Raw genomic sequence first — 21696 nt, 5'->3', positions numbered from 1 at the left:
GCGGATCTTTCGGTCGATAAATATCCAAAAAAACCATTATATTCCAAATAGATATCCGACCCATGGCGAATCTCGTGGCGAATCTTCCGACTCGAAATTCCACCCTCAGACCGCAATCCCCAACGCCACGATCTTCTTGTACATCGTCGCCCGGCCAATACCGATCCGCTGCGCCGCCTCCGCCACCCGGCCACCGCTCGCATGCAGGGCATCGGAGAGAAACTGCTTTTCAAACGATGCCATCGCGTCCGCATAAGGCACGATCTCGTCTTCCGGCGATGCCCTCGGCGGCTCCGGCTCCGGCGCCACAGTTTCCGCGCCCATAAACGAGCCGAGCGCGCGGGCATCGATATGCTCGCTGTCCGACAACATCACCGCCCGCTCCAGCGCATTGCGCAATTCGCGGACGTTTCCGGGCCACGAATACGCGCACAAAAGACGCAGCGCATCGTCGTGAAGGACGAACTGGCCGGCGTGACGCGGGCGGGCATCGGCGGAAAGCTCCTCGAGCATGGCGTACACGAGCGCCTCGATATCCCCCACGCGCTGACGCAACGGCGGCGCATGAATCGCCAACACGTTCAGCCGATAAAACAGATCCGCGCGAAACCGGCCACTCGCCACGAGCGCTGGCAAATCCGCCGACGTCGCCGCGATAATCCGCACATCCGCACGCACGATGCGATTCGACCCGAGCGGCTCGAACTCCTTCTCCTGCAAGACGCGCAGCAATTTGCCCTGCAATGCGAGCGGCATATCGCCGATTTCATCGAGGAACAATGTACCGCCATCGGCAAGCTCGAATTTGCCAACGCGCCCTTTCCGGTCCGCGCCCGTGTACGCCCCCGCCGCCGCGCCGAAAAACTCGACTTCGAGCAAGGTATCGGGAATCGCCGCCACGTTCACCGATACCAGCGGTCGCGCCGAGCGCGCCGACGCGCCATGAATGGCGTGCGCGAGCAATTCCTTGCCCGTACCCGTTTCGCCCGACAGCAGCACGGGCGAATCGACTTGCGCCGCGCGCCGGGCCTGACGTTTGACATCGAGGCTCGCCGTGCTCGTGCCGACAAAACTCGCGAACGTATATTTCGCGCGCCGCGCCTGCGCAAGCGATTGCCGCGTCGCGATCAACTCCTGCTGCACGCGCGAATAGTGCGAAAACAGCGGCGTAAGCGCTTTCATTTCATCGAAGAGCGCAAAGCCGATCGCGCCGACCGTTTCGCCGAAATCGTCCTTGAGCGGCAAGCGAGTGACGACCAGCGGTTCACGATCCGTTTCGAGCAAATCGAGCAAGATCGGCTTGCCGGTCGTCACGACTTCGCGCATGAGGCTATTTGGAATCACCGCTTCGCAATCGCGGCCGATGGCATCTTCCGGGTCCGCAAATCCAAAACGCGCCGCATAGCGCTTGTTGATCCAGACTACGCGCGCATCTTTATCGACGATAAACGTGCCTTCGCTAAAATTCTCGAAGGTCTTGAAAAGCGAATCCATCGCGCGGCGTAAAACGTCGCTGTAGTCGACGGGGACATGCGTCCAGTCGTTAAGCATTCGTGTCTCGTGGGAATTTCTCGATATCGAGACAGGGTATCTCGAAACGTGGAAACTCAGCAAGGCATTACCTTACCGACCGTTCGGCCGAGTTCGCGCACGGATTTCGAAATCCTTTCCGCAGCTTTTCGTCTCGATTCATGGATTTTTCTCATCTATGCGCCGTCATATACGTCAGTTATTCCTGTAACACCTTGATCTACGGCGATTGGCACGGATGCTGCATTAAAGGCGCGCCCTACCCGAACCGCCCACGGCGTGCCGGGATATACAACAAGTAACGGAGACTCAATGTCGTTCATCATCGTCCTCGCCGCGCTGGCGTTTCTCATGCTGGCCGCCTATCGCGGATACAGCGTGATCCTGGTGGCGCCGCTCGCCGCCCTGGCCGCCGTCCTGCTCACCGAACCCGCGGCCGTCGCGCCAGTGTTTTCGGGCATCTTCATGGAGAAGATGGTCGGTTTCGTAAAGCTGTATTTCCCTGTGTTCCTGCTCGGCGCCGTGTTCGGAAAGGTCGTCGAACTGTCCGGATTTTCGGAATCGATCGTGGCCGCGGCCATTCGATATATCGGCAAGACGCGCGTGAATGCGGTGATCGTCGCGGTGTGTGCGCTGCTCACCTATGGCGGCGTGTCGCTGTTCGTGGTCGTGTTCGCGGTATATCCGTTCGCGGCCGAAATGTATCGGCAAAGCAATATCCCGAAACGTTTGATGCCCGGCGCAATCGCGCTCGGCGCCTTCTCGTTCACGATGGATTCCTTGCCCGGCACGCCGCAGATCCAGAACATCATTCCCACGACGTTTTTCAAGACCACGGGCTGGGCCGCGCCAATTCTCGGGACGATCGGCTCGCTGTTCATCATCGTGGTCGGGCTGACTTTTCTGGAGTGGCGCCGACGTTCGGTGATGGCGACCGGCGAAGGGTATGGCACGTCGCTCGTGAACGAGCCGGATCGCGTGGAAAACGCGCAGTTGCCCAACCCGCTGCTCGCAGTTGCGCCGCTTGTGCTCGTCGGCGTCGCGAACTTCGCGCTGACCAAGCTGATCCCCGTCTGGTACGGCGCGAGTTATTCGGTCGCGCCCGACGTCTTGCCGGGCGTTCATGCAGCGGTTGTTACGCCGATCAAATCAGTGGTCGCGATCTGGGCCGTCGAAGGTGCGCTGCTGCTTGGAATCTTGCTGGTCATGCTGACGGCGTTCGGGCGCGTGCGTGAACGCTTTGCCGTGGGAACGAAAGCGGCTGTCGGCGGTGCGCTGCTCGCCGCGATGAACACCGCGTCCGAATATGGTTTCGGTGGCGTGATCGCGGCGTTGCCGGGTTTTATCGTGGTGAGCGATGCGTTGAAAAGCATCCCGAATCCGCTCGTGAACGCAGCCGTTTCCGTGAGTTCGCTCGCCGGGATTACGGGATCGGCGTCGGGCGGAATGAGCATCGCGCTCGCCGCGATGTCGGATACGTTCATCAAGGGCGCGGAAGCGGCGCATATTCCGCTCGACGTGCTGCATCGGGTGGTCGCCATGGCGAGCGGCGGCATGGACACGTTGCCGCATAACGGCGCGGTGATCACGTTGCTCGCCGTGACGGGATTGACGCATCGCGAGTCGTATCGCGATATTTTCGCCGTGACGATCATCAAGACGCTGGCGGTGTTTTTCGTGATCGCCGTGTACTACACGACCGGGCTGGTTTAATCCCCGGCACGACATCTGGCAAACTTGGCAATGGCTATCTGGCTGTTGCCATCGACCTTCCCTTTCCAAGGACTCGCCTCATGACTTCATCCGCAGCAACGCCGCTCGCCGGCAAGACCGCGCTCGTCACCGGATCGACGAGCGGTATCGGACTCGGGATCGCCAACGCGCTCGCGCAAGCCGGCGCGAATATCGTGCTGAACGGTTTCGGCGATGCCACCGTGATCCAGAACGCCAAGTCGCAGATCGAAAAACATGGCGTAAAGGCCGTGCATCATGGCGCGGATATGTCGAAGGCGACCGAGATCGAAGCGATGATCGCCTTCGCCATCGAGCAATTCGGCGCCGTGGATGTGCTCGTGAATAACGCGGGCATCCAGCATGTGGCGACCATCGATACCTTCCCGGTCGAGAAGTGGGACGCAATCATCGCGATCAACCTGACGTCGGCGTTTCACACCATGCGCGTTGCGTTGCCGAAAATGCGCGATAACGGTTGGGGCCGCGTGATCAATATCGCTTCGGCGCACGGTCTGGTTGGATCGGCGGGGAAATCGGCGTATGTGGCCGCAAAACACGGCATTGTCGGTTTGACTAAAGTCGCCGCGCTCGAAAACGCGCGCACGGGCGTGACGGTGAATGCGATCTGCCCGGGTTTCGTGCTGACGCCGCTGGTGCAAAAGCAGATCGACGATATCGCCGCGAAGGAAAACATTTCATCGGACGCGGCGCGCTCGAAATTGCTCGGCGAGAAACAGCCGTCGGAGCAATTCGTGACGCCGGAACAGATCGGCAAGCTTGCGGTTTTCCTGTGCTCGGAAGCCGCCGATGAAATGCGTGGTTCGGCGCTTCAGATCGACGGCGGCTGGACTTCTCAGTGAGCGTGCCGGCTCTCACATCAGTTGGTAATATCGGGGTTCCCAGAATGGAGACTCCGATGACTGCTGAACACAATCGAACAGAAGAAGCGCAGGCGATGGAGCGCATCGTGAACGCCACGCGGCAGGTGCAGGCGGCGTTCACGGCTTTACAAGGGCAATTTCCGCCGAACGGCGACGGGCGTCCTTCCCAGATCGCGTTGCAGACTTTCGATGCCGCATTGCAGGAACTCGAAGAGGCGCAAGGCGCTTTCGACACCATGCTGAACGATCTTTTCGACGGAAATCGTTAAGCCGTATTCAGGCGCCTCGAAGCACGGGAACCGGCGCAGGCGCCTTCGCTGAATCGGCGGCGGGCGCGGGTTCTTCGGGGTTGAGGCCTTCCCACGAAACGCCATCGGTGGATTGACGCCGCGCCGCGGTCACGCACGCCTCGACCAGTTCCTTGAACGATGTCGCAGCCGATGTCTTCCTGATCACCGCCTCGCCTTCCAGCGCGCTGTCCGGCACGACCAGGCCCACGATCAAATCAGCCGCCCCCGCCCGTTGATGCAAACGGCGCAACAAATTGCGCAAATAGGGCGGCGATTCGGCGGCATCGAACGAAATCACGCAGATCAGCGACACGCCGGTCAGATCGACTTCGTCAAAGCGCGTGCGCGAAAAGCGCTCATACGGCGCGAGATCGGCGCCCAGTCCATGTTTGCGAAATAGCTGCACGGCGATCGCCGCGGCCAGATCGTCCAGCACGCCGCGCCCGGCAATGCACAACACCGACGACGTATGTCCTTCCTTGGCGGCATCGAAATGAGGCGGCGGCGTTTCGTGCAGAATGCCCGCCTCGCGATCCGACATTTCCAGGCTCGCCGGCGGTTCATCTTCGGGCCGTGCGGCCATCACCACCACGTCCTCGACTTCCTCCAGCCCTTCGATTATGTCCATCGCCGATTCGTTGATACGTTTCAGCTGATCCGCCGTCACCACGCCGCGCAGCACGTCCTGATGCGCGATCCGCAAGCCTTCGAGCGCGACTTCGTCGTAATACGCGCTGAGCGAGCGCTCCTTGAGAAGCGATTCGGCTTGAACGAGCGCCTCGTCGGGATCGTTGGCGAGCAAACGCTGATAAAAATTCTCGGCTGGAGTCAAGGCTGGACGATCGCCGAAAAGCACATCGAGGAACTCAAGCCGATCCACGTGACGCCCGAGAATCACGAGGCACAAGGTCAGTGGCGTCGATAAAACCAGTCCAATCGGCCCCCAGATCCAGCTCCAGAAAATCGCCGCGACGATCACGGCAAATGGCGATAAACCCGTGCTGTGCCCGTAAAGCATCGGTTCGACGATCTGGCCGGCGACGACATCCGTCACGCCAAAAAGGACGATGGTCCAGATCATCATCGACCAGCCGGGGCCGACGGCGGCGGCAAACACAACCGCCAGCAACGCCGCGATCCACGTACCCACGTACGGCACGAAGCGCAGCAATCCGGTCAGCACGCCGAACAGCAGAGCGCCCGGCACGCCGATGATCGCGAGCCCGATCGAAATAACGATGCCCACGCCCATGTTGATGCCGAGCTGCGCCAGGAAATAGCGCGACAAGCGGCGCGCGGCTTCATCCATGGCGGTCGTTGCACGGTGCAGGTCGCGCGATCCAAACAGGCGGATCAGCCGGTCGCGCAGATCTTCTCGCTGCAACAGGATAAATATCGCGACGACCAGAACGATGCCCGTGGTTTCAAGCGGGCTGATGATCGGCGACAAGAACCGCTGGGCAAGTTCCACCGGCGATGGTGACGGCTCGTGCACTTCCACGGGCATGGGTGCATCGATAGGAGACGCCGTCTGGTTTTCCTGGTTCTTGCGGATTTCCTCTTGCCGATTCGGCGAAATCCGTTTCAGCGCGGTCGCGGCCTTGCCCAAAAAGGCATCGGCACGGCCGACGGTCTTTTCCTGAACGGCATCGATTTTCCGTTCGACAGCAACCTGATATCGCGGCAGATCGCTCGCGAGTTGCGCCACTTGCGCGCCGATCAACCCGCCAACCGCGGTCAGCACCGACAACGCAACCAGCACCGCCAGAATCACCGACGGCACTTGCCCGAGTTTCAGGCGCCGCAATAAATCGACGAAAGGCGCGACCAGGAAGCTGAGCAAAACGGCAAGAATAATCGGGATCAAAACCGCGCGCCCGAAGTACAGCGCGCAGATCACCACTACGCCGGTCACGATCGAAACCAGCGCCCGCATTCCCGGCGCCTCGGGCGGCAAAACCTTCGACGCGGGCCGGCGCGGGACGGGATTTGGTGTCATGACATCGTTCTCGTATGGGGCATTAGCGGGTTCATGATGCGGTCGCACCGGCGATCCATCAAGGATTGCCGGTGCGGCGATGCGTCGGTTTGTTGGGTTGTAAGCCGAGTTGTAAGCCGCGAGCCTGTGTCCAGCGGTCTCGGGAAACGCATGCGCCCGTTACATAAGAGCAAAGGCCATGCCATTCAGACGGTTATTCTGAAGTGAGGGAATACGGGAGCCGATCGGGTCGAACTAGCCCGCCATCGTGACCATGCGGCGAATCCGGCTTGCCATCGATTCGAGCGTGAACGGCTTGGTGATCATCTCCATGCCGGTATCGAGAAAACCATTGGCGCGCGTCGCCGATTCTGCATAACCCGTCATGAACAGCACGCGCAGCGCGGGACGCGTCGCGCGGGCGGCATCGGCGAGTTGACGGCCATTCAGTCCCGGAAGACCGACATCGCTGACCAGCAAGTCGATACGCGCGGGCGAATTGAGTATTGCCAGCCCCGACGGGCCGTCGATGGCTTCGAGCACTTCGTAATCGAGATCACGCAAGATCTCGCACACGAGTTCGCGCACCGACGCATCGTCCTCGACGACCAGGATCACGTGCCGCCCGGCCGCGCGATGCGCTTCGGTGAGTTCCGTCGTCACCTCGGTTTTGCCCGCACCGCCGGTGAAGCGCGGCAGATACAGCCGGATGGTCGTGCCGGCATCGAGCGCGCTTTCAATGGTCGCGATTCCGCCCGATTGCTTGGCAAACCCGTACGCCATCGATAAACCCAGCCCCGTGCCTTGGCCCAGCGGCTTTGTCGTATAGAACGGATCGAAGGCGCGCGCCTTGACGTCGTCGGGCATGCCGGCGCCCGTGTCCGAAGCCGATACCACCACGTACTGGCCCGGCGCCACATCAGGATGAGACGCGGCGAACTCGGGCCCAAGCTCCACGTTGTCCGTTTCAAGCGTCAGGCGGCCGCCTTCGGGCATGGCGTCGCGCGCGTTGATCGCGAAATTCAGCAGGGCGTTTTCGAGCTGATTGGCATCGCAACGCGTGAGCCACAGCTTCGAGTTGGGAATCACGCGCGTGTCGATCGCCTCGCCCATCGTGCGCTTCAAAAGGTCGTCGATGGAATGCAGCAACTCGTCGGCGTTCACCGGCTTCGGGTCGAGCGGCTGACGCCGCGAAAACGCCAGCAGCCGGTGCGTGAGCGACGCCGCGCGATTCGCGGCGCCGGTCGCCATCGTGATAAAGCGGTCGATATCGTCCGTCCGGCCGAGCTGGGTGTATCGGCGGATCAGTTCGAGCGGGCCGGTAATGCCTTGCAGAAGGTTGTTGAAATCATGCGCAATACCGCCCGTCAATTGCCCGAGCGCTTCCATTTTCTGCGCCTGACGCAAGGCTTCTTCGGTTTGCTGCAGCGCGCGCTCGGTTTCCTTTTCGCTGGTGACATCGCGGCCGTTGCCATAAAGCGTATTGCCTTCGGGCGCGGCGACCCACGATACCCATCGATACGATCCATCCTTGTGGCGATTGCGGTTTTCGTAACGCACGAGCCCTGCATGCGCGACCGATTGCAACGCGGTTTCGGTGGCTTCCACGTCGTCGGGATGAACGATTTCCGCGAACGACTTGCCGATCAGTTCGTCCTCGCGAAAACCCAGGATTTCGGTCCACGCGGGATTGACCGCGCGCAACACGCCCGAACTGGTCGCCACGATAAAAAGATCGCGCGAGTTGCGCCAGATGCTGTTGCGCTCGCGGGTGCGGGCATCGACTTCGGCGGCTAGTGAATCATTCAGGCGGCGCAATTGCGTTTCGCTCACGCGCAAGCGGTCTTCGAAGCGTTTGTGGTCCGTGATGTCGTAAGTCACGCCGAGAAAACGCAGCCCGCCGCTGCCGTCGGCGATCGCTTCGCCACGACGCGCCATCCAGCGTTCTTCGCCGTTGTCCGCGCGGCGGATTCGATATTCGAGATAATCCAGCGCGCCCGTGTGCATGTCCTGATGCGCTGCTAGAACACGGCCGCGGTCATCGGGATGCACGAGGTTCAGCAGAACGTCGAGATGGGTTTCGTGACGCGGCGTCAAGCCCCATTGCCGGCAAAGTTCCTCCGATACCGCCATGCGCCCGCTCTCCGGAAACAGCTCGAATGTGCCGATTCCACCCGCTTGCTGCGCAATGCGCAGCCGCTCTTCGCTTTCCCGCAGCGCGCGGTCGCCGGCGTGCCGCTCGATCGCAAGCGCCGTCACGCTCGCCACCTGGGCAATGTCGTCCAGTTCTTCGGGCGACGGCTTTTTGGGCATCGAATAATAATTGGCGAACGTGCCGAGCACGCGGCCATCGGCGGCGCAAATGGGCATGGACCAGCACGCGCGCAATTCGAATTTCCGGGCGATATCGCGAAAAGCAGCCCAGACCGGATCCGTGTCGATGTCCTCGACAATCACCGGTTCGCCGCGAAACGCCGCCGCTCCGCACGATCCCATCAACGGACCGGTTTCGAGGCCATCGACAATGCGGTTGTATTCCTCGGGCAAACTCGGCGCCGCGCCGTGGATGAGGCGTTTGCCGGTGGCATCGACTAACAGCACGGAGGCGCGCATGGGCTGCTCCGAGCGGTTTTCCACCCGATGAATCACGTGTTCGAGCACTTCGGCGAGCGGCATGCCAGACACGACGCGGCCCAAAACGGCGCGCTCGAATTCAAGCTGGCTCAACGTCGAGAACAAGTGGGGTTTTTGCATGGTTCAAAGCAAAAAGCCGATAGGCCGCGCATGGCGACACGTAGGCGTTACTGCACGATGCCACGAAATGTTCCAAATCTTAGCACTTGAGCCCCGCGCGCCACGGATCAGCTTCGCCGATGAACAATTCGTGTACATCCGCGCTGCGTCGGCTATTGGCCTGATCGGGATTATGTTTTTGGCATTCGGGCATGCATCGTGCGAGATTTCGTGCATTCAACATCTCGCATTTTTACCATTGGATTGATATGGCAGTTGATTCGCCCTGCATCAGCATTTGCAAGTTCGACAGCAAAACCGGCCTTTGCATTGGCTGCTTGCGCACGAAGGATGAGTGCAAAAAGTGGAAGAAGCTGAAGAACAAGGCTCGAACGAAAATTATCGATGAACGGCCCAAGCGCGAAGACAAACTCAAGAAAGCGCGCAAATAAGGCCGCTATTTTCTCAAGCTGATTTGCCCACAACAACGCGTGCCGGCTTAACGCGAATCCAATAAATCACGGACACGAAAACCCAACGAAAGGGAGTTCAGTCATGGTTAATCACGTTAAGTTGAACCGCGTTCTGGCAGTATCGGCGGCGTTGCTTGTTACATCGTTTGCAGCGCAGACAGCGACGGCGCAAACCCCGGGCATGAGCCACGGTCTCAGTCCAAACGACGACATGAGCGCGCCGGCGAACAACCCGCGCCTGATGCCGAACGCGCCGCTGGGCAGCGAATATCCCAGCCATGGCAACGCGCAGGCCGGCGAAATGAACCTGAATCCGACCGATCCACGTGCGCAATTGGTCAACGGCTTGCCGAACAATACGCAAAGCGGCGGTTACGGCTCGCCGCTCGCGGGAAGCAAGGCGAATGTGCCGCAGAGCAATTAACGGCCTGAGATCAGGAATGCTCGAGCACGTTGACGAGCTTGCCGAACGGGTCGCGCACGTAGAAACGCCGGACGCCCCAGGGTTCATCGGCGGGACCGTATTCGATCGGGAAACCCGCCGCTGTCATGCGTTCGTGGGCGGCGTCGAGATCATCGACTTCTATCGATAAATCCGGAACCGCCGTGCCCGATCCGCCTTCGGACGCCACGCTGAGTTGAACGCTCATCGTGGCGTTTGTTCCGTAAGTCTGGATCCAGCCGTGATCCATCAGCAGATCGAGCCCGAGCGCGTCCTGATAGAACGGCTTCGCGCGCGCGACGTCCTGCGTCGAGATGTTCGCAACGATTCTCCTGACCTGCATGCGTCTCCTCCTTTTAATCCATCAATTGTCCGGCGTCTTGTACGGCAACGGCGACGAACCCGGCGTTGTCGTGGTGTTGTCGATAACCTGATCCACGTCCGCCGTCTTTCCGAGCTCAGAGAGGAACTTGGCGGTATCGAATTCCTTCGATACGCATCCCTGCACGTAAATGAATCGCCGTTGCAGCGTCAGCCACAACGTCGAATTTTCAAGCCAGTGCAAAGCCGCGTTGATCGTGTTGAGACGCCGCTGCACGGCTTCGGCAATTTCGCGGTCGTAGAGATACGCATTCGACAAACGGCATCGCCCCTCGATCCAACAACTATTGCCGCGTTCGATGCGGTAATGCGCGTCGTCGAGCCATTCCTGGTCAGTTTGCAGCGGACCTAAGGGCGTCGGGCAATGCGCGATGGCCGTCGAGATCTGGAAGAACGGATCGTTGCCATGGTTCGTGCGCGGACCCGCGGCGGTCGCGGTCTTGGCGGCGAATGCCAGCAAGATGCAGCACGTGACGGAGCGAATGAACGGATTCATCGAGTGCGGAAATTCAAATAAGCGGTTCGCGCGGTCCGGGCCATTCGTCGCGCGGAGTAGCCGATACCACCGACATGCACGCGCCCGGCGTCACGCGAACCGGCACGGTCGCTGGATTAAAGTCATCGAGGCAACGGACGTTCAAGCCGAAATAATCAGGCGCAGCGCGCTTGCGATGAAACGTATAGATACCGCAGCGCGAGCAGAAATAATGCTTCGCCCGCTGCGTGTTCCATTGATAAAGCGTGAGGAACGATTCACCTTCCGTAATTGATAACTGGCTTTCATGCACCTTCGTCATCAGCGCGTTTTTCTTCGCGCACAAGGAGCAATCGCAGGTGGTCAATTCCTGGATCTCGGCATCGACCAGGAATTTCACTGCGCCGCAATGACAGCTTCCTGCATGGCTCGGCATGTGAAATTGCTCCATCTTGTCGATCGCCGCTCGGCAGCGACCGGTTCGAGCACGCCTCGGATTAGACGCATAGAATCGAACCACGTTTTCGATTCCGGATACCAACCTCAAGGTGCTTTCATGACGCGTAAAAGTGCGATCGTAATTGGCGTAGGCGCGGAACTCGGTCTGGGCGCCGCGCTCTGCAAGCTGATTGCGCGGCAAAATTATCACGTGTTCGTTGCAGGCCGTTCGTCCGAAAAACTCGACATCGTCGTACGCGCGATTACGGCAAACGGACATCACGCAGAATCAATCGTAACCGATGCAACGTCGGAATCGGACGTCCTCAGTCTCTTCAATAAAGCCATGACCCCGCGCGATGGCATCAAACCGCCGTCGCTTGTCGTCTACAACGTCGGCAACAACAGGCGCGTTGATTTTCGCGAGTTGTCGCTGGACGAATTTGAAAGCTTCATGCGCACGGGACCGGTTGGAGCATTTCTCGTGGGGCGGGAAGCGGCGCGCAGGCTTGCGCCGCTCGGACGCGGCACTGTGATCTTTACGGGTGCATCGGCGAGCCTTCGCGGCAAACCCGGATATGCGCATTTCTCGGCATCGAAGGCAGGTGTGCGCATGATCGCCCAAAGTATGGCGCGTGAATTCGGACCGCTTGGACTGCACGTTGCGCATGTAGTCGTGGACGGCGGTATCGATGGCGAAAAGCTCCGGACTTCACGTCCGCAAGCCGTTGCCGAGCGCGGCGAAAACGGCTTGCTCAACGTGGACGCAATCGCCGAAACGTTTTGGGCCATTCACACGCAGCATCCGTCGGCATGGACGCAGGAGATCGATTTGCGGCCGTTCAAGGAATCGTTCTAGGCTGCAGGGCTGACCGCATTGCGTGATCGTGAAATCGCGGTCAGCTCCCGAATAAGCTCACCTGTGCAACCTGCCCTGCGAGCTTATTTCAGCAGCAAGCGCGTTCGAATAAAGCCGGGCTCTTTCGCGAGCGCCTGGATCAGTTCCTTCGATGGCGCGCGGTCCAGGTCGGTGACCACATAGCCCGTTTCGCCCTGCGTTTGCAGATGTTGCGCAACAATATTGGCGCCCTCCGCGGCAAGCCTGGTGTTGAGCGTAGCCAGCGCGCCGGGCGCGTTGCCGTGAACGTTGAGCAGGCGCGCGGGGGCGTCGAGCGGTCCTGGATTCACATGCGGGAAGTTGACCGCGCCGACCGTATCGCCCGTGGTCAGGAACGAGATCAGCTTGGTCGCGACTTCCGTGCCGATATTCTCCTGCGCCTCCTCCGTGCTGCCGCCAACGTGCGGCGTGAGGATTACGTTCGGCAAACCTTGAAGCACGCTTATGAATTCATCGGCATTTGTTTTGGGCTCTTCCGGAAATACATCGATCGCCGCTCCGCCCAAGCGCTTTGCTTTCAACGCTTCTGCAAGTGCCTCGATATCTACGACCGACCCGCGCGATGCATTGATCAGGATTGCACCGGGCTTGAAGCACGCGAGCGTTTCTGCATCGATCATGTAATTGGTTTGAGCGGTCGCCGGCACATGAAGCGTGACGACATCGGCCTGCGATACCGCGTCTGAAAGCGATTGCGATGCACGCGCCGATCCCAGTGACAAACGCGCTTGGACATCGTAGTAAACCACGCGCATTCCCATTGCTTCGGCAAGCACGCCGACCTGCGAACCGATGTTCCCGTAACCCACGATCGCAATCGTCTTGCCGCGAGTTTCGAACGATCCATTCGCGCCCTTCGCCCACTTGCCGGCATGCGCCTGAACGCTTTTCTCCGGCACGCGACGCAGCAGCAAAATCGCTTCGGCGATGACCAGTTCCGCCACCGAACGCGTATTCGAAAACGGCGCGTTGAACACCGGAATGCCCGCGCGCGCGGCGGCGTTCAGATCGACCTGCGACGTGCCGATGCAAAAGCAGCCAATCGCAAGCAGATGACGCGCGGCTTCGATTTCATCGCGCTTCAGATGCGTCGCGGATCGAATGCCGACAAGGTTGTGAGCCTGGAGCGCGCTCAACAATTCGTTGCCTGCAAGAGCGCCCGCGCGTCGCTCAACCTCGAGCTTTGCCTCGCTGAAACGTGCGACCGCGGTGTCGTGGATATTTTCGAGTAAAAGAACAGAAGTCATGGAGCGCTTTCTGATTGGTGACCTGGGCGTTTTAAGCCCGGCAAGTGGCAAGAGTAAGTCCAGAGCGTAGTTGAGCGGCGCCGGATGAATGGACACCGTTCAATTGGCATTCATTCGATGTTACCGCTTGCAGCGCCTGCCAATTCGCCACCCTACTTGCGGCATGGCTTTTGTATGCACGCCGTTTGTTTTTGATTTAGTCGATGGATTGTTTTCTTCCGCAAACAATCCCTTCATTTTAGGGGGCCAATTCTGGCCGCGTCGCGCAGTACGTTACCGGCGAATTGGCTCAACGCGCGTTATGCTATGGGCGCAACTTTTCTACCGAACCGCCCGAGTCCATCCCGATGAATCCCATTGCCAGACGCGCATCGCGTACTTACGCAATGCCCGAGCGCAGCGACCGCCTCGACTTCTACATCCGCGACCAGACCTTGCGCACGGCCATTACGGAACCGCACAAGCACGACTATTTCCAGATCCAGATCAATCTGGGCGGCGATACGCAGCAGCATATCGGCAATGCAATCCGTCCGTTTCCAACTGGAGCCATCGCGTTTATTGCGCCTCATCTCGCGCATATGATTCCGCATCCGGTGCAATCGCGGTTTATCGTGATCAACTTCGCGCTGGATTTCCTGGGCCTGGATCTCGATGCCTACGATGGCCGTATCGACCTGAGCAACGTTCCCATCGCCCGATTCCCGGAGCTGGCGCCGTTTCGCTTTCAAGGCGATCTGGACTTCAAGCTTGCGCCAACGGACCTTGCCGAAGTGGAACGCGTTGCGCGGATCATGATGGACATCGACAGCGCGCGCGGATTTGGCGCCGTCAGCCGATTGCGTGGATACCTTCTGCAGTTGATAGGGCTTGTTTGCGCACACTACGCAGACCCGCTGCTGCAACTCGCAGCGCTCAACGAGCGAGCCGTGAACCGCCGCGATTCCGTGAGCAAAGTGATGCGCCATGTGCTCAAGCATCTGGACGACGACGCGCTGTCCCTGCAATCGACCGCGGAGGCCGCCGCGCTGACGCCGGGTTACGTTGCCCGTCTGATAAAGAAAGAGACGGGACGTAGCTTCGTGCAATGGGTCACGGACCAGCGAATCAGCCGCGCGAAGGCGCTGCTCGCCGACGATACCCGTCGCGTCAAGGACATCGCTTACCTGGTCGGTTTTCGTGACGAAGCCTACTTTACGCGACGCTTTCGCCAGGCAGAAGGAACATCGCCGACAGAATTCCGATCGACGCAGTTCAAGCGTCCGACCAGCCACGTCTCGCCCGTTTAGGACCGTTTAGTCCAAGGCGCGGGCCGGTTTTGTCCTGCTATCGGTTCTGCTCGAAGTTTATCGTTTCGGAGCGATGCAGCGAATCTGCACCTTTATCCTCAACTCTTCGAGTACCGATATGGCCGAATACATCTTTCCTCCCTCGCCCGTCGTGGCAGTTCGTATCGCTGGATCTACCGCTTCGTTTCCAGTGCGCCGCGTGTTTTGCGTCGGGCGCAACTACGCCGATCACGCGCGTGAAATGGGCGCGAATCCGGATCGCGAACCGCCCTTCTTCTTCACTAAACCCGCCGATGCGGTCGTGCCCGCAGCGGGAACGCTCGCTTATCCGATGCTGACCGAAGACCTGCATCACGAGATCGAAATGGTGATTGCCATTGGCAAAGAGGGAAGCCGGATCGATCCCGAAAATGCGCTTGAATACGTGCTCGGCTACAGCGTCGGTGTGGACCTCACGCGCCGCGACTTGCAGGCGATCGCCAAGAAGATGAGCCGGCCATGGGATTGGGCCAAGGGTTTCGATGAATCCGCGCCCGTCACGCCCATTCATCTCGCCGAAAAACACGGCCATCCGGGCACGGGGAAAATTTGGTTATCGGTGAATGGCGAAACACGGCAAACGGGCGATCTCGCCGATATGATCTGGCCGGTCGCGGACATCATCAGCCATGTGTCGCACGCGGTGGTGATCAAACCGGGCGACCTTATTTTCAGCGGTACACCCGCGGGCGTGGGCGCCTTGAATCGTGGCGACACGGTCACGGGCGGCGTTGAAGGTGTGGCGGAGTTTCAGTTCGAAATCGGCGGAGCGTAGTCACGGTTTTAGGGTTGTTGTAATGCGACCGTTTGCCTGGATGTGTATAACTTTCACACTTAACCATTCATCGCGAGCGACCATGAGCAATCCTATTCCTCCCGGCGAACCAGGTCGGGACAAACGCCATCACCTGCGTTTTCATCTGCCCTACATGCATCTCTCGTCTGTCTTCGGCGATGACTGGTTCGCACTTAAAGCCGAGCGTTTCGCGCGGTTTTTCGGCACGCCGACATTCCTGGTTGGGCAGACGGTTATCGTCGCGTGCTGGATTGGCGTGAATGTCGTGGGACTGACGAAGTTCGATGTCTATCCGTTCATCTTGCTTAATCTCGCGTTCAGCCTGCAGGCCGCATACGCCGCACCACTGATTTTGCTGGCGCAAACGCGACAAGCCGATCGCGACAAGGTAAACGCGGATGCCGATGCGCGGCATCGCGAAGATCTCGCCGCCGCCAACGCGGAGCGCCAGACACAGGCCGCGAAACAGGCGGATCAGCTTGTTGCGCTACTCGAGCAAAACACGCAGCTCACCGAGATAACGCGACAGATGAGTGCGCGCATTGAAGCGTTGACGCTCGAGGTTCATGGGCAGTTGTCTCAGGGAAAGCTGAGTGGTTGAGGTGCCATCGTTTCCCGTAAAAGCTCACCTTTGCGGTTGGCTCACCAAAAGCGGACACGTAGTTGAAAGCCGAGCGTGAATGGCAGATCGCTTGATGGTATCGGCGGGATCAAGATGATATTCGCGCCGATGCGGCCGTACTCGGCCATGATCAACGGCGCGGCCACCGGGCCGACTTTGTGATCGTGGCCAAATCCCCATTTGCCGTAGTCATATCCCGAGATAACGCCGCCCATTACCGCGAGGCGGACATAACCCCAATGCGTGAATTCCGGCGCCCAAACGCCACCACCATAAAAAGATGGCGCCGAAAGCGAGTTTCGAAAATATCCGCCCGTCACGGCCCACTGCGGAGAAACCCAGCATTCCAGGCCAAGACCGGGATTGAATTGATCGAAGTGTTTCTTCGGATGTACATGGTAAGAGCCAATCATTGCATCGGCCCAAAGGCCGTCGCCGCAGATTTCTGCTGCGTTGGAACAGGACGGTGCCGTGAAGGCAGCAAGCGCAAACAACGCTGTTGGGAGTATCGATTTTTGTGCGAATAACGTCGACTTTTTCATCCGGCCCAAACCTGTACGTTTCGCCGCCGCTTGTTTAGCGGCCACGTTTTATCGATTCGAAGTGCGAGCGAAACTGTACATGAACGTTAAGTTCATTTGTGTGAATGCGGGGGTTGGTTTTCTAGTCGAAAGTCGGGACCAATGGCTTGTCTTTTCGGTCGCTTGCGTTTTAGCGGATCACGGTCGGCTGCACTCCGACAGAAAACTTGATGCGCATAAAGTTTCCGCTCCGTCGCTACGCAAGAGAAAGGCCGCGCCGACTTTCGTCGGGCGCGGCCTCCGTTGCAACTCAACTGCTACTTATAGGCGACTGTTAGCAGATTCTCGCCAACACAGCCAAGTCGCTTAGTGCTTCTTCAATGCGTCCTTCATGTCTTCGCGGGCGTCGCCTGCACCTTTCTGTACTTTGCCGGCGGCTTGCTGAACATCGCCCTTCGCTTCTTGAGCGCGGTCACCGGTCACCTTTCCGACGACTTCATTGACCTTGCCCTTAGCCTGCTTGACTACGCCGTCTTTCTGATCCTTGTTCATCTTCATCTCCTTTCGTATCAAAAGCGCGAATCCGATGTAATGAATTTCGCGGCGTCATGTCAGGAAATGTCCCTGACCGTGAGTTCAGGATCGCAAATCCTGGATGCTTTCAACAGCCGATGACGTCTGATTCCCGCGTAGGCGGAATCGCACATACGCGACTCCAGTTCAGCGCGAGGCTAGACGAAGATTGCGATAAATACTGTATGTTTGTACAGTATCGTACCTGGTGGTTATCGCCGAGAGGGAGACAAAAATGGACAATGAAGAAGATCGTATCGACACCCCCGAATTTGCTCGCGTCGTAAAGGATCTTGAGCGCATTACGCGTGAAGTCGCTCATCGATACATCGTGCAAGGGGTGCCACTGACGTGGCGATTATTGCTCGCAATTGAAGCCGAAGCGCTGGCGGATTTGGGATTTGCCGGTCGGCACGAGGCGGCGCTTCGAGCACTTTTCGCACGTCCGGACGACTTGAGCTTTCCAGAAACCGACGACCTTGTAGACTTTGGGACGTCCAACGCACTGCCGCCCGTGTTTGCATTCGCGGTCGACGCCTACGATCAGGCGGCACGCGCGGGCCACCCCGAGCTGGCCGTTGCAGCTGTTCACTAAGCTTCGCCTGAGCTTGATCAATTTCTAACGGATGAAATGCGATGCAGCCTCACGCCGGAACCGACGATATCTTTGACCGCGAGCGCGCCAGTTGGTACACCGATCCGGCAAGCGCGTTCGACGCCTGGATGGTCAGCCAAGCCTTCAAGGCATCTTCGGCGGATGTCTATCGTGCGCAATGGGGTTTGTTTCTCGATTGGCTAAACGTCAAACACGTGAATCTCAAGACTGTCGACAGGCTTGCCATCGAACAATTCGTGACTCAGCTCGATATTCGGAAGCCGCAGCGCGTACGTTATCTGCGCCTTATAGAGCGAGTGCTCGATCACGTTCGCGAAATCGAACTTGCTTCCACGAACCCTGCGCGATTTATTGCGCAGGATGGAGAAGCTTCTTGGCGTGACGCACGTGAAAACGAGCCAACCGGCTTTCTTGCGCATGGGGAGCGCGCGGCGTTGATCGCTTATCTTTTTTCCCCAATCGGCGATTTATCGGCTGGCCAAAGTTGGCGCGAACGCCGGGATCGTGCGCTTGTCGGCGTCTTTCTTGGAGGAGGAGTTAAAACGGGAGAAGCGGCTGCACTGACCGTTAGTAACTTTGATTGGAATCAGCCTTGGCTGACAGTGGAAGCCTCGAACCACGCATTAAATCGGCAAACCCGGCTTGCGCCTTTCGCGATCGCGCTGCTCGACCAATGGGTCAGCGAACGAAAAACGGCTAAATTGCCCGGTGATCTGCTGTTTCCGGCGACTGCATCGGGACGCATCATGCACAAGGCGACGATGCTGCGCGCTATCGATGCAGTGACTTTGGCTGCGGGCATCGCGGAATCAAGAACGGCACGTGCAAGTCCTCAGACCTTGCGCAACACCTTTGCCGCTGATCTTTTTGAAAGCGGGACGGCGCCCGAACGGGTCGGAGAGTGGCTGGGATTTCAGCAGGAAATCTCGGCTCACAGGTTGTATCGCGCTTGGGAACGATGGACAGGTGAGGAAATACGGGAGCGGGATTTGGCGCACGCAAGGCATGACGCTGGGCTTTCGGACGGTCGCTCAGCCTAAACGCCAGCTCCCGAATATCCTCACCTTTCGCCTTGTTGGCTTGTATCGAGTATGTCCGCGGTCTTGAAACATGCGACGGCCATAAGTCGTGAGAACGTCGGACCCGATGTTCTCTCACAATCCGGGCACGACAGTTCGAATTCGTTTCCATGTTGGGCGAGCTCCGGTTCGCCCGCCGTGCACGTCGGACAGGACGATGGCAAGGCGACAAAGGCATCTACTTCCGTTCCCAAGTCGAGGAGTTCCTCGGCCGATAGCCGACCATCTTCAATCATCGCGCAGATCAGTCGCGCCGCACTCGTGCTGATGCCGCCCTGCGCGCGCAACGCATCGCGTTCGGACGCCAGTTCGTCTATCTCATCCGACTTCTCGCGCAGTTGCATCTCCAAACGATCCGCGCGTGCTTTGGCGGTGCTAAGTTGTTGGATAAAATCGAATTCTTTCTGGCTCGCTTGGCGCACGCCCGTCTGATAGGTCGCTGCAACCCCTCGGAGCGAGTCAAGTTCTACCAGCATCGGTTTGACACGTCGTTCGGCTTCGCTAACGGCATCCTTGATCTGCCGCGCGTAATGTTCAGTGTTGTGCCGTAGCTCGGCGTTCAGTACATCCAGCCGATCACGCAGCGCTGCATTTGCCGTTTGTTCAGCATCGAGACGCTTGGTCAGGGCGGCGTTCTCATTTTCCAAACGATGAATCAACGTTTGAAGGCCACCGTGAGCATCCAAGTCTTGATCCTTGCGAGCACGCATTTCAGCTTCCAGCGCGGAATTTCGTGCTAACGCAGCATCGGCACGTGCCTCGCTCCGTCGAAGCGATTCTTCGATAGTGGAAAACCGAACCTCGGAGTCATGCAGACGGACAAGCGCGGCATCGGTCGCTTCCTTCGCGGCAATCCGTTCAGCCTCGAGCGATTCGCTTGCCAACTGACGTGCTTCCTGAAACAACTGTCCGAGTAAGTCGCCGGCGCGTTCCTGCAGCGCTTCGGGGATCGCGCCACCGTCGATACGAATCCGAGATGCGGATCTGATCCGAGCCCAAAACGCATCGATGTCCTTCGGAATGTCACTCGCACTACCCGTCTGGGTGAGATCCCTGACGGTCGCCATTGAAGGGCGGATGCCGAAATCAAAGAAGAGTCGCTTACATGCATGCTGCGATAGCTCTTGCCGTCGCGCTCCCTTCGATCTCAGTTCGGCAAGTTCAGCGCGCAATGCAAGACGTTCTACATCGTTCATTTGTACTCCCGACACAATTTCGTTCGATACATAATACATTACGTATTGAATGCTACGATTTTGGTCAAACTTTCAAATCAGGTTCGTGGATTCGGTCGGTACCAATCTATTTGCACAAGATCACTTAATCGCGGTAATTCTTTTCGTGAAACATGTAGAGCTTAGTCGTTCAAGTTGTTGATTACTAGCGATTTCTTGGCCATTTTGTCCGCTGAGTAATGTTTCACGAAGGCGGATCGGTGTTTTTGTATTTCTTCCGAATACTCATCGGCTTGAGAGTATTAGAAGTAAACACCTTTGAAACCTAGTTAAAGACGTTAACGCCACGGCAAAGCCCTACGGAATAAGGCTCACCAGGCGCTTGGGTGAGTGTTTGCGGGATAGAAGGTGAGCGCTAGCAGGGGCGGGAGGTGATGAGGTTCAGGGGTGATAGTGAGTCATCACGGGAGCGAATGTGAGCGGGTTCGGGAGCCGAATAGTTTTGATAGGTGAGATTTTTCGGGACTACAAATCCCGATTAGGCCCAGCCAGCGGATATCGAGTCCGTAATCCGTGGATCAGCGAAGGGAGCCTTTACGGGACCGTAAAAACACATGAATTTCGACCTGGATACGGTAATATTTACTTATAGGTGAGCTTTTGCAGGCGAGCAACGATGTCTAGGGTGAGGTTATACGGGCGCTTAAACATCAAAAAGGCCGAGGCGTCACCGGATCTGTGACTGAAGGTGAGGCTTTACGGGAGTGATTGACAGCTACGTTCTGAGGCGGCTCTACTCTCGATCTCCCTGATTTCAAAGGATATTCTCGATGAACAGAAGCAAAGGTGAGCTTTTTCGGGAAGTATCTGCGTCATTTTCTTGGCCTGCGCATCTGCCCCGAAAGTATCCACTGGTGAGCCAATTCGGGAGTTGTTCAGGGTTTTTCAGGAGTTTGCATTAATCTCTCGACAAACCTGGATAGATCGCGCGATCGCTTAAGTCATTGGTAAATAAAGGGTTTTGTTGGCGCGTTCACTTGCATCGTGATCGGAAGGTGAGACTTTTCGGGAGCCGCTATTTTCGAATCTTTGGAGCGCGAAGAACAGAAGATTTGTGGCATAGGTGAGCTTTTGCAGGACCGCTCTCGGCGATAAACCCGCGGCGAAGTGCCTTTGCCCCTTCTATATCCCCAAAAACCAACGGATTTCGGTCTTCAGGTGAGGCTTTACGGGACGCATGAACCCCAACGGCGGCGATGTCAGATCGCTGTTTGACGCAAAGGTGAGGGAATTCGGGACCTACAAAGAGTGTTGGTGGAGTGTGCACGGTCATGTGTCTACGGTACAACAAGGCTTTCTGCCGAAGCAATAGTGAGCTTTTTCAGGACTCCGATAGCAATGTTCGACATGCGAAGTCACGCGTTAGATATTTTGCAGTGTTATTTCGGCTTCTTTTCGCGTTCCCGGATTCGCACGTTCGGATCTC

21 protein-coding genes are annotated in these 21696 nt (G+C 58.3%); 11 read left to right on the top strand and 10 right to left on the bottom strand.

Annotated elements, in window-relative coordinates; genetic code table 11:
* Positions 1–105: 105 nt before the first annotated feature.
* Positions 106–1551, bottom strand: a complete 1446-nt coding sequence (locus ASG35_RS22970) for a sigma-54 interaction domain-containing protein (RefSeq protein ID WP_056363136.1) — start codon at positions 1549–1551, stop codon at positions 106–108.
* A 291-nt stretch (positions 1552–1842) separates the two neighbouring features.
* Here ASG35_RS22970 and ASG35_RS22965 point away from each other — a divergent pair, with 291 nt between their 5' ends.
* The 3 genes from ASG35_RS22965 (at position 1843) to ASG35_RS22955 (ending at position 4414) form a co-directional block, all read left to right on the top strand.
* Entirely contained in the window at positions 1843–3243 is a 1401-nt protein-coding gene (locus ASG35_RS22965; protein WP_056363133.1) for a GntP family permease, read from the top strand.
* A gap of 80 nt (positions 3244–3323) precedes the next feature.
* Positions 3324–4124, top strand: coding sequence for a 3-hydroxybutyrate dehydrogenase (locus tag ASG35_RS22960; protein ID WP_056363130.1), 801 nt, complete (start codon positions 3324–3326; stop codon positions 4122–4124).
* 56 nt (positions 4125–4180) lie between these two features.
* A complete protein-coding gene (locus ASG35_RS22955; protein ID WP_056363127.1) occupies positions 4181–4414 on the top strand; it encodes a hypothetical protein in 234 nt (77 codons plus the stop codon).
* A gap of 7 nt (positions 4415–4421) precedes the next feature.
* On the opposite strand, the gene ASG35_RS22950 is transcribed toward ASG35_RS22955, so the two are convergent.
* Together ASG35_RS22950 and ASG35_RS22945 are read right to left on the bottom strand one after the other, a co-directional pair.
* Positions 4422–6434, bottom strand: a complete 2013-nt coding sequence (locus ASG35_RS22950; protein ID WP_056363124.1) for an AI-2E family transporter — start codon at positions 6432–6434, stop codon at positions 4422–4424.
* 234 nt (positions 6435–6668) lie between these two features.
* Positions 6669–9167 carry a PAS domain-containing protein gene (locus tag ASG35_RS22945; RefSeq protein WP_082508562.1) on the bottom strand — a complete coding sequence of 833 codons (2499 nt, stop codon included), beginning with the start codon at positions 9165–9167 and terminating at the stop codon, positions 6669–6671.
* A 248-nt stretch (positions 9168–9415) separates the two neighbouring features.
* Between ASG35_RS22945 and ASG35_RS22935 the strand changes: the two genes are divergently transcribed.
* Both ASG35_RS22935 and ASG35_RS22930 read left to right on the top strand, forming a co-directional pair.
* On the top strand, positions 9416–9598 hold the full coding sequence (locus ASG35_RS22935; RefSeq protein WP_056363115.1) for a DUF1289 domain-containing protein: 183 nt from the start codon (positions 9416–9418) through the stop codon (positions 9596–9598).
* Positions 9599–9701: 103 nt separating this feature from the next.
* Positions 9702–10043 (top strand): hypothetical protein, encoded by a 342-nt coding sequence (locus ASG35_RS22930; protein ID WP_156393323.1) that lies wholly within the window; start codon positions 9702–9704, stop codon positions 10041–10043.
* Positions 10044–10053: 10 nt separating this feature from the next.
* Here ASG35_RS22930 and ASG35_RS22925 read toward each other — a convergent pair whose 3' ends face one another.
* Genes ASG35_RS22925 through ASG35_RS22915 form a run of 3 tightly spaced genes read right to left on the bottom strand, consistent with a single transcriptional unit; the run spans position 10054 to position 11353 of the window.
* Positions 10054–10404 carry a VOC family protein gene (locus ASG35_RS22925; RefSeq protein ID WP_056363112.1) on the bottom strand — a complete coding sequence of 117 codons (351 nt, stop codon included), beginning with the start codon at positions 10402–10404 and terminating at the stop codon, positions 10054–10056.
* Positions 10405–10425: 21 nt separating this feature from the next.
* A complete protein-coding gene (locus ASG35_RS22920; protein WP_156393322.1) occupies positions 10426–10938 on the bottom strand; it encodes a hypothetical protein in 513 nt (170 codons plus the stop codon).
* 13 nt (positions 10939–10951) lie between these two features.
* Entirely contained in the window at positions 10952–11353 is a 402-nt protein-coding gene (locus ASG35_RS22915; RefSeq protein ID WP_056363801.1) for a GFA family protein, read from the bottom strand.
* 120 nt (positions 11354–11473) lie between these two features.
* On the opposite strand from ASG35_RS22915, the gene ASG35_RS22910 reads away from it, so the two are divergent.
* Positions 11474–12214, top strand: a complete 741-nt coding sequence (locus tag ASG35_RS22910; protein WP_056363109.1) for an SDR family NAD(P)-dependent oxidoreductase — start codon at positions 11474–11476, stop codon at positions 12212–12214.
* 83 nt (positions 12215–12297) lie between these two features.
* Here the strand turns inward: ASG35_RS22910 and serA are convergent, their stop codons facing one another.
* Complete coding sequence (serA, locus tag ASG35_RS22905; RefSeq protein ID WP_082508560.1) at positions 12298–13500, bottom strand: phosphoglycerate dehydrogenase; 1203 nt, start codon at positions 13498–13500, stop codon at positions 12298–12300.
* A gap of 347 nt (positions 13501–13847) precedes the next feature.
* Between serA and ASG35_RS22900 the strand changes: the two genes are divergently transcribed.
* The 3 genes from ASG35_RS22900 to ASG35_RS22890 all read left to right on the top strand — a co-directional run bounded on the left by ASG35_RS22900 (position 13848) and on the right by ASG35_RS22890 (position 16225).
* On the top strand, positions 13848–14789 hold the full coding sequence (locus tag ASG35_RS22900; protein WP_056363106.1) for a helix-turn-helix transcriptional regulator: 942 nt from the start codon (positions 13848–13850) through the stop codon (positions 14787–14789).
* Between the two features lie 118 nt (positions 14790–14907).
* The gene (locus ASG35_RS22895) at positions 14908–15603 is read left to right on the top strand and encodes a fumarylacetoacetate hydrolase family protein (RefSeq protein WP_056363103.1); all 696 of its coding nucleotides are present in this window, start codon (positions 14908–14910) and stop codon (positions 15601–15603) included.
* Positions 15604–15685: 82 nt separating this feature from the next.
* Complete coding sequence (locus tag ASG35_RS22890) at positions 15686–16225, top strand: DUF1003 domain-containing protein (protein WP_056363101.1); 540 nt, start codon at positions 15686–15688, stop codon at positions 16223–16225.
* A 41-nt stretch (positions 16226–16266) separates the two neighbouring features.
* Here the strand turns inward: ASG35_RS22890 and ASG35_RS22885 are convergent, their stop codons facing one another.
* Positions 16267–16788, bottom strand: coding sequence for a hypothetical protein (locus ASG35_RS22885; RefSeq protein WP_056363797.1), 522 nt, complete (start codon positions 16786–16788; stop codon positions 16267–16269).
* 345 nt (positions 16789–17133) lie between these two features.
* Entirely contained in the window at positions 17134–17319 is a 186-nt protein-coding gene (locus ASG35_RS22880) for a CsbD family protein (RefSeq protein WP_056363795.1), read from the bottom strand.
* A gap of 256 nt (positions 17320–17575) precedes the next feature.
* Here ASG35_RS22880 and ASG35_RS22875 point away from each other — a divergent pair, with 256 nt between their 5' ends.
* Positions 17576–17935 (top strand): DUF2471 family protein, encoded by a 360-nt coding sequence (locus tag ASG35_RS22875; RefSeq protein ID WP_056363099.1) that lies wholly within the window; start codon positions 17576–17578, stop codon positions 17933–17935.
* Between the two features lie 41 nt (positions 17936–17976).
* On the top strand, positions 17977–18996 hold the full coding sequence (locus tag ASG35_RS22870) for a tyrosine-type recombinase/integrase (RefSeq protein WP_056363096.1): 1020 nt from the start codon (positions 17977–17979) through the stop codon (positions 18994–18996).
* A gap of 20 nt (positions 18997–19016) precedes the next feature.
* Here ASG35_RS22870 and ASG35_RS22865 read toward each other — a convergent pair whose 3' ends face one another.
* A complete protein-coding gene (locus tag ASG35_RS22865) occupies positions 19017–20231 on the bottom strand; it encodes a DNA-binding protein (RefSeq protein WP_056363793.1) in 1215 nt (404 codons plus the stop codon).
* Positions 20232–21696 lie beyond the last annotated feature (1465 nt).

Origin of the sequence: Burkholderia sp. Leaf177, assembly GCF_001424345.1 — a bacterium.
GTDB lineage: Bacteria > Pseudomonadota > Gammaproteobacteria > Burkholderiales > Burkholderiaceae > Caballeronia.
This window is presented reverse-complemented; position numbering and strand designations above follow the sequence as displayed.

What these genes read in the sequence shown, in the direction of transcription:
- ASG35_RS22970 (WP_056363136.1), bottom strand. Translation starts at nt 1,551, where the DNA reads ATGCTTAACGACTGGACGCATGTCCCCGTCGACTACAGCGACGTTTTA.
- ASG35_RS22965 (WP_056363133.1), top strand. Translation starts at nt 1,843, where the DNA reads ATGTCGTTCATCATCGTCCTCGCCGCGCTGGCGTTTCTCATGCTGGCC.
- ASG35_RS22960 (WP_056363130.1), top strand. Translation starts at nt 3,324, where the DNA reads ATGACTTCATCCGCAGCAACGCCGCTCGCCGGCAAGACCGCGCTCGTC.
- ASG35_RS22955 (WP_056363127.1), top strand. Translation starts at nt 4,181, where the DNA reads ATGACTGCTGAACACAATCGAACAGAAGAAGCGCAGGCGATGGAGCGC.
- ASG35_RS22950 (WP_056363124.1), bottom strand. Translation starts at nt 6,434, where the DNA reads ATGACACCAAATCCCGTCCCGCGCCGGCCCGCGTCGAAGGTTTTGCCG.
- ASG35_RS22945 (WP_082508562.1), bottom strand. Translation starts at nt 9,167, where the DNA reads ATGCAAAAACCCCACTTGTTCTCGACGTTGAGCCAGCTTGAATTCGAG.
- ASG35_RS22935 (WP_056363115.1), top strand. Translation starts at nt 9,416, where the DNA reads ATGGCAGTTGATTCGCCCTGCATCAGCATTTGCAAGTTCGACAGCAAA.
- ASG35_RS22930 (WP_156393323.1), top strand. Translation starts at nt 9,702, where the DNA reads ATGGTTAATCACGTTAAGTTGAACCGCGTTCTGGCAGTATCGGCGGCG.
- ASG35_RS22925 (WP_056363112.1), bottom strand. Translation starts at nt 10,404, where the DNA reads ATGCAGGTCAGGAGAATCGTTGCGAACATCTCGACGCAGGACGTCGCG.
- ASG35_RS22920 (WP_156393322.1), bottom strand. Translation starts at nt 10,938, where the DNA reads ATGAATCCGTTCATTCGCTCCGTCACGTGCTGCATCTTGCTGGCATTC.
- ASG35_RS22915 (WP_056363801.1), bottom strand. Translation starts at nt 11,353, where the DNA reads ATGCCGAGCCATGCAGGAAGCTGTCATTGCGGCGCAGTGAAATTCCTG.
- ASG35_RS22910 (WP_056363109.1), top strand. Translation starts at nt 11,474, where the DNA reads ATGACGCGTAAAAGTGCGATCGTAATTGGCGTAGGCGCGGAACTCGGT.
- serA (WP_082508560.1), bottom strand. Translation starts at nt 13,500, where the DNA reads ATGACTTCTGTTCTTTTACTCGAAAATATCCACGACACCGCGGTCGCA.
- ASG35_RS22900 (WP_056363106.1), top strand. Translation starts at nt 13,848, where the DNA reads ATGAATCCCATTGCCAGACGCGCATCGCGTACTTACGCAATGCCCGAG.
- ASG35_RS22895 (WP_056363103.1), top strand. Translation starts at nt 14,908, where the DNA reads ATGGCCGAATACATCTTTCCTCCCTCGCCCGTCGTGGCAGTTCGTATC.
- ASG35_RS22890 (WP_056363101.1), top strand. Translation starts at nt 15,686, where the DNA reads ATGAGCAATCCTATTCCTCCCGGCGAACCAGGTCGGGACAAACGCCAT.
- ASG35_RS22885 (WP_056363797.1), bottom strand. Translation starts at nt 16,788, where the DNA reads ATGAAAAAGTCGACGTTATTCGCACAAAAATCGATACTCCCAACAGCG.
- ASG35_RS22880 (WP_056363795.1), bottom strand. Translation starts at nt 17,319, where the DNA reads ATGAACAAGGATCAGAAAGACGGCGTAGTCAAGCAGGCTAAGGGCAAG.
- ASG35_RS22875 (WP_056363099.1), top strand. Translation starts at nt 17,576, where the DNA reads ATGGACAATGAAGAAGATCGTATCGACACCCCCGAATTTGCTCGCGTC.
- ASG35_RS22870 (WP_056363096.1), top strand. Translation starts at nt 17,977, where the DNA reads ATGCAGCCTCACGCCGGAACCGACGATATCTTTGACCGCGAGCGCGCC.
- ASG35_RS22865 (WP_056363793.1), bottom strand. Translation starts at nt 20,231, where the DNA reads ATGAACGATGTAGAACGTCTTGCATTGCGCGCTGAACTTGCCGAACTG.